Annotated in this window: 17 protein-coding genes; 9 read left to right on the top strand and 8 right to left on the bottom strand. The window is 72.1% G+C overall.

Going from position 1 to position 14,521, the window contains the following annotated elements:
• Positions 1 to 16 precede the first annotated feature (16 nt).
• Positions 17 to 322 carry a hypothetical protein gene (locus KPF22_RS01055; protein WP_224400964.1) on the top strand — a complete coding sequence of 102 codons (306 nt, stop codon included), beginning with the start codon at positions 17 to 19 and terminating at the stop codon, positions 320 to 322.
• Positions 323 to 332: 10 nt separating this feature from the next.
• Here KPF22_RS01055 and KPF22_RS01050 read toward each other — a convergent pair whose 3' ends face one another.
• Entirely contained in the window at positions 333 to 2,297 is a 1,965-nt protein-coding gene (locus KPF22_RS01050; protein ID WP_224400963.1) for a cation-translocating P-type ATPase, read from the bottom strand.
• Positions 2,294 to 2,671 carry a helix-turn-helix transcriptional regulator gene (locus tag KPF22_RS01045; protein ID WP_224400962.1) on the bottom strand — a complete coding sequence of 126 codons (378 nt, stop codon included), beginning with the start codon at positions 2,669 to 2,671 and terminating at the stop codon, positions 2,294 to 2,296. The genes KPF22_RS01050 and KPF22_RS01045 overlap by 4 nt, the downstream gene beginning before the upstream one ends.
• A 47-nt stretch (positions 2,672 to 2,718) precedes the next feature.
• Between KPF22_RS01045 and KPF22_RS01040 the strand changes: the two genes are divergently transcribed.
• The 8 genes from KPF22_RS01040 (at position 2,719) to KPF22_RS01005 (ending at position 9,578) form a co-directional block, all read left to right on the top strand.
• Positions 2,719 to 3,345, top strand: coding sequence for a class I SAM-dependent methyltransferase (locus tag KPF22_RS01040; RefSeq protein ID WP_224400961.1), 627 nt, complete (start codon positions 2,719 to 2,721; stop codon positions 3,343 to 3,345).
• Between the two features lie 72 nt (positions 3,346 to 3,417).
• Positions 3,418 to 3,936: an isoprenylcysteine carboxylmethyltransferase family protein gene (locus tag KPF22_RS01035; RefSeq protein ID WP_224400960.1), complete on the top strand. Its 519-nt coding sequence runs from the start codon at positions 3,418 to 3,420 to the stop codon at positions 3,934 to 3,936.
• A gap of 196 nt (positions 3,937 to 4,132) precedes the next feature.
• The gene (locus KPF22_RS01030) at positions 4,133 to 4,732 is read left to right on the top strand and encodes a recombinase family protein (RefSeq protein ID WP_224400959.1); all 600 of its coding nucleotides are present in this window, start codon (positions 4,133 to 4,135) and stop codon (positions 4,730 to 4,732) included.
• Between the two features lie 107 nt (positions 4,733 to 4,839).
• Positions 4,840 to 5,091 carry a hypothetical protein gene (locus tag KPF22_RS01025; protein WP_224400958.1) on the top strand — a complete coding sequence of 84 codons (252 nt, stop codon included), beginning with the start codon at positions 4,840 to 4,842 and terminating at the stop codon, positions 5,089 to 5,091.
• Positions 5,088 to 6,659 carry a Mu transposase C-terminal domain-containing protein gene (locus KPF22_RS01020; RefSeq protein ID WP_224400957.1) on the top strand — a complete coding sequence of 524 codons (1,572 nt, stop codon included), beginning with the start codon at positions 5,088 to 5,090 and terminating at the stop codon, positions 6,657 to 6,659. The genes KPF22_RS01025 and KPF22_RS01020 overlap by 4 nt, the downstream gene beginning before the upstream one ends.
• Positions 6,656 to 7,447, top strand: a complete 792-nt coding sequence (locus KPF22_RS01015) for an ATP-binding protein (protein WP_224400956.1) — start codon at positions 6,656 to 6,658, stop codon at positions 7,445 to 7,447. Before KPF22_RS01020 ends, KPF22_RS01015 begins: the two co-directional genes overlap by 4 nt.
• The gene (locus KPF22_RS01010) at positions 7,444 to 8,799 is read left to right on the top strand and encodes a hypothetical protein (protein WP_224400955.1); all 1,356 of its coding nucleotides are present in this window, start codon (positions 7,444 to 7,446) and stop codon (positions 8,797 to 8,799) included. The genes KPF22_RS01015 and KPF22_RS01010 overlap by 4 nt, the downstream gene beginning before the upstream one ends.
• A complete protein-coding gene (locus KPF22_RS01005) occupies positions 8,796 to 9,578 on the top strand; it encodes a helix-turn-helix transcriptional regulator (RefSeq protein ID WP_224400954.1) in 783 nt (260 codons plus the stop codon). Before KPF22_RS01010 ends, KPF22_RS01005 begins: the two co-directional genes overlap by 4 nt.
• A gap of 66 nt (positions 9,579 to 9,644) precedes the next feature.
• On the opposite strand, the gene KPF22_RS01000 is transcribed toward KPF22_RS01005, so the two are convergent.
• The 6 genes from KPF22_RS01000 to KPF22_RS00975 form a co-directional block, all read right to left on the bottom strand.
• Complete coding sequence (locus tag KPF22_RS01000) at positions 9,645 to 10,646, bottom strand: DUF389 domain-containing protein (RefSeq protein WP_374107445.1); 1,002 nt, start codon at positions 10,644 to 10,646, stop codon at positions 9,645 to 9,647.
• Between the two features lie 148 nt (positions 10,647 to 10,794).
• Entirely contained in the window at positions 10,795 to 11,277 is a 483-nt protein-coding gene (locus tag KPF22_RS00995) for a YqhA family protein (RefSeq protein WP_224400952.1), read from the bottom strand.
• 2 nt (positions 11,278 to 11,279) lie between these two features.
• Positions 11,280 to 12,284, bottom strand: coding sequence for a YhjD/YihY/BrkB family envelope integrity protein (locus KPF22_RS00990; RefSeq protein ID WP_224400951.1), 1,005 nt, complete (start codon positions 12,282 to 12,284; stop codon positions 11,280 to 11,282).
• 67 nt (positions 12,285 to 12,351) lie between these two features.
• Positions 12,352 to 12,693, bottom strand: coding sequence for an STAS domain-containing protein (locus KPF22_RS00985; RefSeq protein WP_224400950.1), 342 nt, complete (start codon positions 12,691 to 12,693; stop codon positions 12,352 to 12,354).
• Positions 12,690 to 13,790, bottom strand: a complete 1,101-nt coding sequence (locus KPF22_RS00980) for a TerC family protein (protein WP_374107446.1) — start codon at positions 13,788 to 13,790, stop codon at positions 12,690 to 12,692. The genes KPF22_RS00985 and KPF22_RS00980 overlap by 4 nt, the downstream gene beginning before the upstream one ends.
• Before the next feature lie 306 nt (positions 13,791 to 14,096).
• Positions 14,097 to 14,384: an AsnC family transcriptional regulator gene (locus tag KPF22_RS00975; protein ID WP_308010347.1), complete on the bottom strand. Its 288-nt coding sequence runs from the start codon at positions 14,382 to 14,384 to the stop codon at positions 14,097 to 14,099.
• Between the last annotated feature and the right edge of the window lie 137 nt (positions 14,385 to 14,521).

The following is a 14,521-nucleotide window of genomic DNA, read 5'->3' as shown; positions in this document are numbered from 1 at the left end:
GGAGCACACTGATGTGATGCGGGTAGAGCTGCTGGTGGTGCCGAACTGCCCCCACGAGAACGTCGCTTCGGAGCGTCTGCGCCAGGCGCTCGACGACACCGGACATGCCATGACCCCGGTAGTGGTGCGAGAGGTGACCGCAGAGATAGTCGCCGGGACGCCTGAATTCGCGGGATCACCCACGATCCTGGTCGACGGAGCAGACCCGTTCGCCGAGCAAGCCGCCGGGCCGGGCGCGTTCTCGTGCCGGGTCTATCACGGTGAGCTCGGTCTGTCTGGCGCCCCGTCGGTGGAGCAGCTGCGGCAGGTGTTGCGTCGCTGATTGCATGGCGTCACGCCCCTGTTTCAATGCGCTCGCGCGAGGAGGCGGTGGTGGCGGGGCTTGCGGGGACCAGCCCCAGACGACGGGTGCGGCCGGCGCGGATGCCGTTGCCGATGACCACGACTTCGGCCACTTCGTGCACGAGCACGACCGCGGCCAGCCCGAGTATCCCGAACAGGGCCAGGGGCATCAGGCCGATGATGATGGCCAGCGACAGGGCCACGCTCTGCCACATGATGATCCGGGAGCGGCGGGCGTGCGCGAGGACCTGGGGCAGGTGGCGCAGGTCCTCGCCCATCAACGCCACGTCGGCAGTCTCGATGGCCACATCGGTGCCCATGGCGCCCATCGCGATGCCCAGGTCGGCGGTGGCCAGGGCGGGGGCGTCGTTGACCCCGTCGCCGACCATCGCGACCGGGCCGTGTGCGCGGAGCTGGTCGACGAGGCGGGATTTGTCCTCGGGGCGCAGGTCGGCGTGCACATCGCCCGGGTCGATACCAGCTTCGGTGGCCAGGGCGGCGGCGGTGGCGCGGTTGTCCCCGGTGAGCATCACGACCCGGTAGCCGGCATCGCGCAGGGACGCGGTGACCTGCCCGGCTTCGGGGCGCAGCTCGTCACGGACCGCGATGGCGCCGATCACGGTGCCGGCGTCTTCGACCAGGACGGCGGTGGCGCCGGCGTGCTGGAGCCGTGTCACGTCCTCGGTCAGCGGGCCGGGGTCGATCCAGCCTGGGCGGCCCAGGCGCACGCGGCGACCATGCAGCGTGCCGGTGAGTCCGGCGCTGGTGACCGCTTCGACCTGTTCGGCTCGTTGCGGGGTGGGGGCGGCGGCCAGGATGGCTCGGGCCAGGGGGTGTTCGCTGCGTTCTTCGAGCGCGGCGGCCACCGCGAGCACCTGCTCGCGGGTGTGTCCGGCTGCGGGGGCGGTCTCGATGACGGCCGGGTGGTTGCGGGTCAGGGTGCCGGTCTTGTCCAGCGCGACGGTGCTGACTCGTCCCATGGCTTCCAGGGCCGCTCCGCCCTTGACCAGGGTGCCGTGTTTGGAGGCGGCGCCGATCGCGGCGACCACGGTGACCGGCACGGCGATGGCCAGCGCGCACGGGGAGGCAGCGACCAGGACGACCAGGGCGCGTTCGATCCAGGTCAACGGGTCACCGAGCAGGGATCCCAGGGCGGCGATGAGTGCGGCGGCGATCATCACCCCGGGTACGAGGGGTCGGGCGATGCGGTCGGCCAGGCGTTGGCCGGTGCCCTTGCGGGACTGTTCGGCCTCCACGATGGACACGATGCGGGCCAGGGAGTTGTCCGCGGCGGTGGTGGTGACCTCGACCTCGAGCGCGCCGGTGCCGTTGATGGATCCGGCGAACACCTCGTCGCCGGGGCCGGCCTCGACGGGGACGGACTCGCCGGTGATGGCGGAGGTGTCGAGGCTGGTGTGCCCGGCGCCGATCCGGCCGTCGGTGGCCAGGCGTTCCCCGGGGCGCACCACCAGGGTGTCGCCCACGACCAGCTTCGCCGGGTCGATGCTGTGCTCGGTCCCGTCGCGCAGCACCCTGGCCTGGGCGGGGACCAGGTCGAGCAGGGCGCGCAGGCCGCGTCGGGTGCGGGCTACGGAGTACTCCTCGAGTCCTTCGGCGATGGTGTAGAGCACGGCCAGCATCGCGGCTTCGCCGACCTCGCCCAGGAGCACGGCGCCGATGGCGGCGATGGTCATCAGGGTGCCCACGCCGATTCTGCCCTTGGCCAGGCGGCGCAGGGTGCCGGGGACGAACGTCCAGCCAGCGACCGCTAACGCGGCCGCCTTCAACGCCAGACCGATGAGGTCGGGAGCGCCGACCCACACGGATCCGTAGCCGAGTCCGAGCAGTACTACGGCCACGGCGGCGAAACGGATCTCGCCGACCTGCCACAGGGTTTCCGGCTCGTGCTCGTCGGTGGTGCGGGGCTCGTCGCCGCATCCGCAGGCGTCGCTCACCGCGCACCTCCTACGTCCTGGCGGGCGGTTCCGTAGTTGGGGCACAGCGCGACCGCGTGGCCGGTCGCGGCCAGCACAACCTCGGCCGAGGCCAGCAGGTCCATCAGCTCGGTGCGGGTCAGGGAGTAGAACACCTGCCGCCCTTCGGAGCGCCCGTCGACCAGGCCGCAGTCGCGCAGGCAGGCCACGTGCTTGGAGACCGTGGACTGGGCCAGGCCTAGTTGGGTCACCAGGTCGGCCACCCGCGCCTCGCCGCCGGCCAGGCGCCGCACGATGGCCAGTCGGGTGCTGTCGGACAGGCTGTGGAACAGGGCCTCGGCGGCGCCGAGGCCGGCAGTTGTGGACGGGCACCCATCCCTGGTATCTATCGCCATACAGCAATTATATCGCATATCGGCGATGAATAAGGGTGGCCATGCTCATGAACGCGATCGAGTCGGCAGTGATCGACTCGGTGCCCCGACGCCTGCTCCAGCGCTACGAAGCGCACGTGCTCATCGAGCTCGGGGGCCGCACCCCGGGTGCCCGCACCGCCGAGCTGGGCTGCGGTCCGGGTTATGGCACCCAGCTCATCCTCGACGTCTTCGGTGCGGCCAGCGTGGACGCCGTCGACCTGGACCCCACGATGCTGGCCAAGGCCCGCCGACGGCTGCGGCGCCACGGTGCTGCCGCCCAGCTGAGCGGCGGTTCCGCCACCGACCTTGCTGCCGCGTTCGCCCGGATCGGGGGCGGCCAGGACGCCGCCTATCAGGCGGTGTTCGACTTCGCGATCATCCACCACATCCCGAACTGGCGCGACGCCCTGGCCGAGGTCGCCCGGGTACTCGAACCGGGCGGCCGGTTCTTCTTCGACGAGGTCACCGCCACCGCCCTGGCCCGACCCACCTACCAGATCCTGTTCGACCACCCCACCCACGACCGGTTCACCGCAGGAGAGTTCCTCGCCGAGCTTCCCCGCCACGGCCTGCACGTCGGCGACCGATGGCGCACCCGCATCGGCGGCGACTACCTCTTCGGCGTCGCCGTGCGCACCCAGGGCCGCACGTGAGGCCCCACGATCGGATCCACGCCGCCACCCCGGCGGCCCGCACACTCCACTGATCTCCGCCGGGAGGCCCACATGCTGTTCCAACACCTGCGAGCGATCCTGCTGGGGCCGGTGACCGTCACGATCATCATTCCGGTCCTGATCGTCACGACCGTCGGCACCGCCGCGGTCGATCTCGGGCCGGCACCAGGAAGCCTGACACTGGTGGCCGGCTCGTTGCTGGTCGTCGCCGGCGTAGCGATGCTGGCCTGGACGATCAGCCTGTTCGCCCGGTCCGGCGCGGGAACATTGTCGCCCCAGGATCCGCCGCGCACGCTGGTGATCCGCGGGCCCTACCGTCACGTGCGCCACCCGATGTTCAGCGGGGTCCTGGGCATCGTGCTCGGCGAGGCGATCGCAGCGCGCTCCCTGACCCTGCTGGCATGGTTCGCCCTGTTCGCCCTGTTCGTCGCCGTCATGGTGTCCCGGGTTGAGGAACCCCGACTCGCCCGCCGTTTCGGTAACGACTACGCGCGCTATCGGGACAACGTCCCGCGCTGGTTGCCTCGCCTGCTCTCCTGGCACGCGTCACGGCCCTCAGGAACCGACTGAGTGATCTGGGGCCTGGCGTTCCGTAGCCGGGGGTTGGCCACGGCCCTATGCCGGTAGCGCCAGGGGGTGCCCCTGTCGAGAATGGGTCGTTTCTCGACGCTCGTCGACTGGCCAACGAACCCACAGGTCGCGGTTGTCGACAACACGCGTCGTGAATCAACGTCGGTGAACGGTTGCTCGGCGCTATTGTCGACGGGTGTTGGTGGGGTATGTGCGGGTGTCGACCGCGGAGCAGAACCCGGCGCATCAGGTCGATGCGCTGACCCGGGCCGGGGTGGCCGCGCCGGACGTGTATGTGGACTACGCGTCCGGTGCGAAGGCGACGCGGCCGCAGCTGGACCTGGTGGTGCGGCTGCTGCGCGCCGGGGACACGTTGGTGATCACCCGGCTGGACCGGCTGGGCCGGTCGATGCTGCACCTGGTCACCCTCGGCGCCCAGCTGCGTGAGCGCGGGATCGGGCTGCGGGTGCTTGAGCAGGGCATCGACACCTCCACTGCGGAGGGTCGGGCGATGTTCGGGATGCTGTCGGTGTTGGCCGAGTTCCAGCGGGAGCTGATCGTGGCCAACACCCGTGACGGGCTGGCCGCGGCCCGGGCGCGGGGCCGCAAGGGTGGGCGGAAGCCGAGACTCTCCCCGGACCAGGCTGCGCATGCCCAGCAGCTCTACGACGCCGGCACGCACACCGTGGCCCAGATCGCCGCGCTGCTCGGGGTGGCCCGTCCGACGGTGTATGGCTACCTCGACCGCGGTCCTGGCACCGCGGGGGCGGCGCGTGCGGAGACGGAGGTGCGCTGATGGTCCGCGATCGGGGTGCACGCGCGGCGTATCGGGGCCGTGAGCAGTGTCGTTGTGTCGAGTGCGGGCGGGAGCCGTCGAACCCGATCGAGCGTGCGGAGGTGGCGATGACCTGGCTGTTGCCGGACCCGGCCTCCGCGGGCGCGGTGCTCGAGCGGCACTTCTGTCGCGGCTGCACCCCGCCCGGCCCGGTCACCGATGTCGCCTGCATGCGGTGCGGGGACGGTCCACTGCTGAGCGGCGACCTCGTGGCAGGGGACACGGCGGCCACGGCCGTCGTGCAGAACTGGCTGGCTGGGCGTGGCTGGCGGTTGTCCGGGCCGGTGTGCCCGGACTGCGTGGGTGAGTTGGCGCGGTGAATCAGATCGACCCGCGGGCCCGCGCGGTGCTCGTGGAGCGCCTGCAGCAGCAGCGGGTCGAGGGTCGGCTGGGTCGGGCGGAGGCGGTGGCCGTGGCCGCGGCGCTGGGGGTCAGCGAGCGCACGGTGTGGCGGTGGGCGGCCGGAGAGGTCACGCCGGATCGGCGGACGCGGGCCCAGTATGAGCTCACCGAGCAGGACCGGCGGGAGTATGCCGACTGGGCCGGGAATGTGGCGGCGTTGTGGCGGGCGCGGAAGGTGAACGGCGAGCCGGTGCCGCCGCTGCGCACGCTGCAACGTGCCTTCGCCCGCGAGCTCACGGCCGGGGAGCGGGCGGCGGTGGTCGACGGGGTGGCGGGCCGGCGCCGCCACGAGGTGTATCTGCGGTGGGAGCCGGTGTGTCGTAACGCCCGCTGGGAGGCCGATCACAAGGAGCTGCCGGTGCTGGTCACGCCGCCGCGCGGGGCGCGGCCGGTGAAGCCGTGGGTGACGATGTTCCTGGACTGCTACTCGCGGCTGATCATGGGGTGGGCGTTGTCGCTGCGCCCGGACGCCGCGACGGTACTGGCCGCGCTGCACCGTGGTCTGGTGGTCGACCCGCAGCGGGGCCCGTTCGGCGGGATACCGCGGGCGCTGGTCCCGGATAACGGGCTGGAGTTCGCCACGACCGCGTTGGGGCGGGTGTGCGCGACGCTGGGCACGACGTTCGACCCGACCGACGGCTACGCCCCGCATCAGAAGGGCAAGATCGAGCGGGCGAACCGGACGGTGGACCAGGAGTTCCTGTCCGGGCTGCCGTTTCACACCGAGGGCCCGCGCGCGGCCGACGGGCGGTTGCACGGGCCGGAGGCGGCGCCGATGGCGCTGGCGTTGTTCGTGGACCGGTTCGCCGAGTGGGTCATCGAGTACAACACCGTGCGCGCGCACTCGGCGCTGGACGGGCAGACCCCGCTGCAGCGCTGGCAGGCCGATCCCACCCCGATCCAGGAGGTGGGGGCCGAGCAGCTGCGCTGGCTGCTGCTGGCCGATGTGGAACGGACGGTGCAGCGCGACGGGGTGCACTTCGCCGGGCACACCTTTATCGCCGGGGAGCTCAACGGCCGGGTCGGTGAGCGGGTGCAGGTTCGCTACACCCCGCACGACCACCGCCAGATCGAGATCTTCCGCGGCGATACCTGGTTGTGCACCGCGTATCCGCAGGGCGCGCTCTCACCGGAGCAGCGCGAGGCGGTGTTGGCCCGGCGCCGCGCTGATGCCGCCGAGCTCGGGCGCCGCCAGCGCCGCACCAGCCGCCGGGCGCGGTCCCGGTTGGCGCCGATCACCGCCCCGGGCGAGCCGGAGGAGGTCACCGTGATCAGCGCGGAACAGGCCCGCACCGACCGGCGCCGCGACGCCGGCGAGCGCGACATCGACGCCCGCGACCGGGATCTGCAGCGGCTGGCCCGCACCGACCTGCTCAACCTGCACCGCGACTTCGACTACTGGAACCCGCCCCAGCCCACCGACGAGCGACCCGACTCGGCCGGGGCTGCGGGGGCCGGCGGCGATGACCCCGAGGAGCACCGGTGAGTGTGCGCCACTTCTTGGACCTCGACGGCGCGGCCACGCTGCCGACCGAAGCGCTCGCGCTGGTCGATCAGGCGGTGGCCGATCTGGTGGCCACCCGCGCGATGGGCGCGGTGCACGGGCAGGCGGGGCTGGGCAAGACCTTCGCCGTGGAACAGGCCCTCGCGCGGCGCACCGACCGGGCGGACGCCTGCTGGGTGTCGTTTCCCAGCCGGCCGACGATGCGGCTGGTGGCCGCGACCCTGTTCGCCGAGCTGTGCGGTGTTGCTCCGGGGCGCCGGGACCGGTTCGCGCTCTCGGCCGAGCTGCTCGAGCAGCTGGCCGATCACCGTGGCCGGGACGGGCGGGAACGACTGGTGGTAGTCGACGAAGCCCAGCAGCTCAACAGGGAGTGCATCGAGTTCCTGCGCTACCTGCACGATCACCGGCTGACCCGGTTCGGGCTGCTGCTGGTCGGCGGGGACGGCGCCTGGCAGGTCCTGGCCCGCGAGCCGATGCTGCGCTCGCGGATCTATCGCCGGGTGGTGTGCTCGCCGCTGTCGGGCGCGCAGGTGTGTGCGCTGCTGCCGCGCTACCACCGGATCTATGACGGGGTCGAGGCCGAGCTGTTGCTGTTCGTCGACGACCACTTCGCCCACGGCAACCTGCGGGACTGGGCCGCGTTCACCGCGACCGCGGTCGAGCTGTGCCAGGACACCGGCGTCGAGCAGCTCGACGAGCAGATCGCACGCAACGCGTTCGCCCTCCACGGCGGCGTCCGCTCCCGACCGGCCGCCACCAGCGCGTCGTGACCACCACGGTGGCCGGCACCGGCGTCGACCCCGTTCCGGGGGCCGGACGTGCGGTGCCCGGGGCGGTCGCGCCGACGGTCACAGTACTCATTGACCCCGACGACTCGCCGGCCTGCGTGTCTGCGGTGATGGCGTGCCACGCCGTGGATCGGGGTGTGGTGGTGTTCCTGCCGCAGCCCGGCACCGGCTCGCGCCCGCAGCTGGGTGCAGCCCTGCTGATCGCGCTGGGCAAGTCCCCGACCGCGCGGCCGGTGCAGCGCCCCAGCCACCGCTCCTGGGAACTGGCCGAGTGTTGGCTCGCGGCCGAACCCGTCACCGACCTGGTCGTGCTGCGCGCCGACCAGCTCCCCGCCGCCTGCTGGGGCGACCTCGCCGTCCTGGCCAGCGCTACCACTACACGGTTGTGGCTGGTCGAGACCGGAGCCGCCACCACTGAGGGGCGCGCCGCGGTCGCCGCGGCCCGCGGTGGCCGTGCCCCGCTGGTGCGGCCGTGGCGAGCCGGGCTGGCCGCGCTGGCACCGGCCGCCGTCACTGACCGGGACGACGACCGCGACGGTTTCCCGACGGTGCCCGATGTGGAGTTCCCGCAGTTTCGGGCCACCGCCCGCCGCCTGCTGTCCGCGGCCGGGTTCGCCCGGGTCGATGCCGTCTACCGCGGCACGTTCGCGCAGGCCCGCACGCACGCCGAAGGGCTGCGGTTGAGCCTGCTCAGCAACACCAGCCGCGCCGATCTCGCCGATGCGGTGCTGCAGCAGCTCACGATCGACGCAACCAGCACCGACGAGGTCCTCACCCGAGTGCGGGCCGCGCAAGCTGGGCTGCTCGCCGAGGGCCTGTTCCTCGACCTGCGCCCACCCTCGCGCCGGACAAGGGCCGCGACGACCGTGCGGCTCGAGCCGCGCCTCGACCCGTCGACCGTGGCCCGGCTCCGCGGTCTCTGCGACCCGACCACTGCCGCCGCCGTAGTCCTCACCCGCGCCACCGGGCTACCGGCGAGCCAGCTGTGCCGGCTACGCCCCGGTGACCTCACCGCGCACCGCGGCGGCCTGCATGTGCGACTGAGCAGCATGCTCAGCTACCGCGTCTCCGCCCGCGCGGCCGGCCTGGTCCGGGCCGTCCTGGCCCGCCCGTCGTTCCTGCCGCCCAGCAACACCTCCGCGCCGTCGAACACCGACGACGTGGCGGGCACGGCACGGCTGTTGACCCGGCCCGACGGTTCCCCGCTCGATGACCGCGCCCTGGCCCGGCTCCGCCACACCGGCGCGACCCACGCCGGGGTCGTGCTGCCTGCTGCGTCGTTCCGGCACACGACCGTGACCGACCTGCACCAGCTCTCGCGGAGTGGCTCGTGACCGACCGGCCGCGGCGGCCGGCCCGGCGGCTGGTCATCGACTGGGCGCTGGTCGAGCAGCGCCGCGTCGCGGCCGGGATGACCCACACCGAGCTCGCCGACCGCGTCGGGGCCGGCGCGGTCACCGGCCCGGCACGCCTGTGGACCGACAACGACCACGACACCGTCTCCCTGGGCCTGCTCGAACGACTCTGCCAGGTCCTCGACCTGCACCCGACCGAACTGTTCCGAGCACCTACCCGAAACGCTCAACGGCGCCGCCAGCTCGCTCACGACGAGCCAGCGGACGTCGCCGTCATCGCGGCCGCACTGGCCACCGTGACCTGCCCACCGGGCCGAGTCCCGGCCGCGGTCAACCCTGCCCGTCTGGCTGAGGCGCTGGGCTGGACCCTCGCCCGGCTCGCCGACGCGCTGGCTGCCCTCGCCGCGCAGCTCGACGACACCGGACTGCGTATCGAGCACGACCCGGCAGCGACGAGCCCCGCCCCGATTCGGGGGCTGCGCGCCCAGGACCGGTGCCTCACCGACACCCAGCGCGTCGCGCTGCACCGGCTCCATGACCCCGAACCGGGCCTGGACGTCGAGATCGCTCGCCTGCTGTATGCCATCGCCCACGACCCGCGCAGCATCACCGAGCGGCACCTGGCCTACGACCCGGCCGCGGTCGTCGCCCTGCAACAACGCGGACTCATCCGTCGCCACCCCGGCGGCGGCTACCTCGAACTCACCGACGACGCCCACTACAGCCTCGCAGCAGACCCCGCTCCGCCGGCGCCGTAGCGCGCGCGACTCATCGGGCTTGTGGAACGACGGTCAGGTGACAGTGGTTCGGTCGCTGCAAGAGCGTCAGTCGGCGGTCTTGGCGGGTTCGGGAGACGTCCGGTGACGTCGACGCGATGCCCGCACGAGTAGGAGGACCGCTACGCCAGCGGCGACGATGCCGGTGATGTTGAGGGCGAGCTGAAGCAGTGAGCTGCCCGCCCGGGCCCAGTCGGCGAGCACCACAGCAACTGCGGCGAACCCGGCCGCGGGCACTGTGGTCACCGAGATGAATACCCCCACCAGGACGCCGGTGTTCTCGCCGGCTATCAACGCGACCATGCCCGCGATCCCGGCCAGCAGCGCCACCACCAAAGAGAAGGGTCCGACTTGGTAGACGAACTCGACTCCGGGCAGGTTGGTCAGCGCGTCGTCGGGGACGACGCCGACGGCGCGGGCGCCGGCCGCGGCGATTGCGGTGACGATCACCGCGATCCCGAATCCGACCCCGAGGGCGATTCCTGCAGTACGGGCCAGTGGGCCGTCACGGCGGACCGCGGCGACGGCCAACGCGGCGAGCGGGCCGAACTCCGGGCCCAGCACCATCGCGCCCACCACGGTGACCGGTGAGTTGGTGACGACCCCGATCGCGGCGAGCAGGCAGGCGATGGTCAGCATGACCACGAACGTCACCGACAGCCGAGCGCTCTGCCCGGTCCGGGCGAGGAGCTCGTCCCACACCAGGGCGTCGATGCCCTCGCCTGGGGCGGCGTCCTCCGCGCGATCCGCGGCGGCGGAGACGACGGTGTCGAGGGTCTCCAGGACGATGCCGCCGCGTTCGGAGCAGCCGAGCGCGCGCAACGATCCGAGGATCCCGTCGACCGACTCGCGGGCCAGGTCGGCCTCGACGACGTCGCCGGGCGGGGCCATGGCGGCCCCGCGCAGGCACACGACGTGCACCGCCCCCGGCTCGGCCTCGAGCACGTCGAGCACGGCGACGGCGAGCTCCGAAGCCTCCCCGTCGGGACCGTCGCCGGACGGGTCATCGGCGGAGCGGCCTCGGGGGCACAGGACCCGCAGCCGGATCACTGGACCGGCCGGCGACGACGGTGCACCGACGGGCGGCGCTGATGCGTCGGCCGGCTGGGTCCAGGACGATCTCGCCGGTGAAGACACCGTCGTCGATCGTGAGCGCCGAGCGCTGCGCACGCGATGAACTCGCAGAGCATGGGGAGTGTCATGAGTCCCTCGGGGTGCTGTGCTGGTGTCGGTGTCCACGGTCGGTGGCCGTGAACGTGACGAGCGCGATGATCACCAGTGCGGTGGCGATGCCGTAGCTCAGGGTGTCGCCTGCGGTGCTCGCGAGCGCTCGTTCGAGGTACTTGATGCCGATGATCACGACGAGGAGGTCGACGACTGATCGCTTCAGCTCCCCGAGGTCGTGCACGGTGAGCCAGGCGGGGAGGTCGAGGTCGGCGATGAAGAGCTCGTAGAGCCCGAGGGCGACAATCAGCTGGACCACGACGACCAGGAAGAGGTCGATGATCTCGAGGAGGTCGATGAGGGACGCGTCCTGGGCCCACCCCCCGGCCACCAGCAGTCCGATGAGTCGCACCGCCCGAGCGGTGGCCCACACGAGGGTCGTGAGCGTGGTCAGCGAGAGCCCAGCGACCGCGACCAGCACGACCAGGACCCGCAACCGCCTCAGCGTTCGTGGCACGGTCACGAGGGTGGCGTGACGGAGCGGGGATGCAACTCGGCAGTCCAGGCCTCGTGTTGACGGTGCCGGGGCGGCGTTTCGGGCACCGCGGGCGTGATCGGGCTGCGGCCCACGGCGGTCCAACCCGTGGCGAACAGCAGCAGGCGCGCAACCAGGAACGCGAAGATCAGTAAGCCGATCACCGGCCCGAAAGCGAGACCGGCCGGCGAGCGCGACACGATGCTGAGGAAGATCGAGGCGGCCTGCTCGAGGACGAGGAAGCCGACCGAGGCCAGGAGCGCGGCTCGAGGCGCGTCGCGGGTGAGGTGTGAGCTTCGAGGTAGGCGGGTGATGGCCCAGAGGAAGACCAGCCAGTTCGCGATGATGGTCAGCACCGCGCTCACCACCAGCAGCAGGCCCCGCGTCGAGCGGTTGTCGGTGAGGCCGAGCAAGTGCAGCACCGTGCCCGAGAGCCCTGTGCCTGCGGTGGTGAGCGCGAACGACATCACCACCGCGGCCCCCATCGCGGCCGCGGCCGCGGCGTCGGCGACGAACCTCCTCAGATAGGTGGCCACGTCGGTCACGTCGTTCTCGAAGCCCGCCTGGGGTTCGCGCCACTGTTCGGTCAGGGCGTGGCGCAGGACCGCCATCCAACCCCTTCCGGAGTAGACGGCAAGGACCACGCCGAGTGCTCCCACCGCGTCGCGCTGGGCGACAGCACGCTCAACCACGGCACTGACGACCGGACCCAGGGTGGGAGGCAGCGCCAGGCGGACCTCGTTCTGCACACTGGCGAACAGGTCGGGGCGTCCCGAGAGCAGGTAGCCCGCGACCGCGAACCCGATCATCAGCAGGGGTGCCAGCGCGAGCACGCTGAAGAACGCGATCGCCGCCGCGTGCTGGTCGCCCTGGCGTTCGAGGTAGTGCCACCACGCGCGCATGAGACGGTCGAGGATCGGGGCCCGACGCCGAAGAAGCTCCCAGCCGCTGCCCACTCGGGCGAGCAGCGACGTTCCAGCATCAGTCAAGTCCGGCCTCCTCGGGAGAAACGAAGAGGTGACCACCGCGAGTGGCCCGGCGGCCGTTCGGGGGTGGTCAGTCAAGGCCGGCGGCGGTGAGCCAGTCTCGGGTTTCGGGAGCGCCGAGGTGCATCAGGTGCAGCCCGGTGCCGGTGGCGAGGGCGCGGTCTCGGGCGGCGGCGAGGGCCTCGACGCCGGCGAGATGGCAGGTTGGCACCCGGCTGAGGTTGACCACGACGACGGTGGGTTCGGCGTCGAGCGCGGTGTGGAGGTGGCGGCTCAGTAGCGCGGCGTCGCGGTACCGGACCGCTCCGGTGACGGTGACGGTGACGCCGTGTGCGGCCTCGACGGCCCGGACGTCGATGGTGATGCCCGGAACCTCAGGCGGTGCGGCAGCCGGGGTGTGGGTCATGGTCATCGGTTCTCCTGGGAGTCCGCGGTGTCCGGGCGCGCCGGGCTCGGGTCGGACGCAGGCTCGACTGGGGTGAGTGGGTCGGCGTGGTCAGAGCCGTCACCACGGCCGTGTGGTGCGGGGTCCTCGCCGGAGGGGCGGCGTCGTCGCGGTCGCCACACGGGCTCGAGGTCGGCGAGTTCGTCGTCGGTGGCCTGCCGGAAGGGCGGCGCCCCGGCGGGGGTGGCGAGGGCGTGGGCGGGCTGGCCGCGGGTGGTCCACCAGCTGGCGGCGACGGCGGCGGCGAGGATGGTGGTGATCACGGCGAGGGAGATGGGGGTGGGGATGTAGGTGATGTCGACCTTGAGGGCCATCTTGATCCCGACCCAGACCAGCACCAGGGCGAGGCCGAGCTTGAGGTAGACGAAGCGGTGCACGAGGTCGGCGAGCAGGAAGTACATCGCCCGCAAGCCCAGGAGGGCGAAGGCGTTGGCGGTGAACACCAGGAACGGCTCGTCGGTGACCGCGAAGATCGCGGGGATGGAGTCGACGGCGAACACGACGTCGGTGACCTCGACCAGCACCAGCACCGCCAGCAGCGGGGTGGCCAGCAGGACCCCGCGGCGGCGGATGAGGAAGCGTTGCCCGTGGTAGGCGTCGGTCATCGGCACCCACCGGCGGAACAGCCGCAGTGTCTTGGACTGCTCGGGGTCGATGTGGGCGTCGCGCTGGATGGCCATCTTGACCCCGGTGACGATCAGGAACGCCGCGAACAGGTACAGCACCCAGGAGAAGTTCGCGATGAGCACGGCGCCGGCGGCGATGAACGCGCCGCGCAGTACCAGCGCGCCGAGCACGCCGAGGAACAGGACTCGGTGCTGGAACTGCGGCGGGACGGCGAAGAAGCTGAAGATCACCGCCCAGACGAACACGTTGTCCACGGCCAGGGACTTCTCGATCAGGTAGCCGGCGAAGTATTGCTGGCCGAACTCCGCGCCCCAGAACCACCACACCGTGATCCCGAACGCCACCCCGATCACGACCCAGACCGCCGACCACGCGGCGGCCTCCCGGACGCCGATGACATGGGCGTGGCGGTGGGCGACGAGATCGACCGCCAGCATGGCGATGATCCCGGCCAGCACCGCCAGCCAGACCCACAGTGCGACATCCACGACAGAGCCCTCCAAGTGTTCGCGGTTCGGGCACTCGGAGGTCTCTCCCGACCCTGGCCGCGGGCCCGTGGCGGGGCCTCGCGGGGGTCCGTCCCGCCGGGCCCCGGCGCGTCCCGCGGGTGCGGGTCGCGCTGGTGGGCCGTGATGACGACGAGAACGCCGGGGATACTCCCCTCCAGACACTTCAAGTGAAGCATGTTTCGTGTTTTTGGGCAACACCCACGGTGGCTCTCGCGTCCGCGGCCGTGCGCGCGCTCAGCGGTGGGCCGCCGACGCCTCGTCCGAGGCCTCGGATGAGGGCGCGGGCCCGGTGGTGAACACGCCGAGGAGCTCGCCGACGGCGTGGTCGCGTTCGGCGGGGTGGCGCAGCGGGCCGGAGGGGTCGACCTGGTAGCGGTTGCGCCGGCCCACGCGGACGCGTTGCAGGTAGTCGGCGGCTTCGAGGTCAGCCACGATCGACTGCACCGAGCGTTCGGTGATCCCGACCAGGACCGCGACGTCGCGCAGTCGGGTGTCCGGGTCGCGGGCCAGCGCGACCAGCACGTGGGCGTGGTTGGTCAGGAACGTCCACCCCGAGGCCCCCGCCGCATCGGGCGGCGCGCTCGGGTCCCCAGCAGGTCCTTGGCGGGCGCCACCCCAACTGGTGTCTCCTCGACCAGCATCTGTGTGACTCGGATTCA

It is taken from the genome of Pseudonocardia sp. ICBG1034 (assembly GCF_020131375.1).
Lineage (GTDB): Bacteria > Actinomycetota > Actinomycetes > Mycobacteriales > Pseudonocardiaceae > Pseudonocardia > Pseudonocardia alni.
This window is presented reverse-complemented; position numbering and strand designations above follow the sequence as displayed.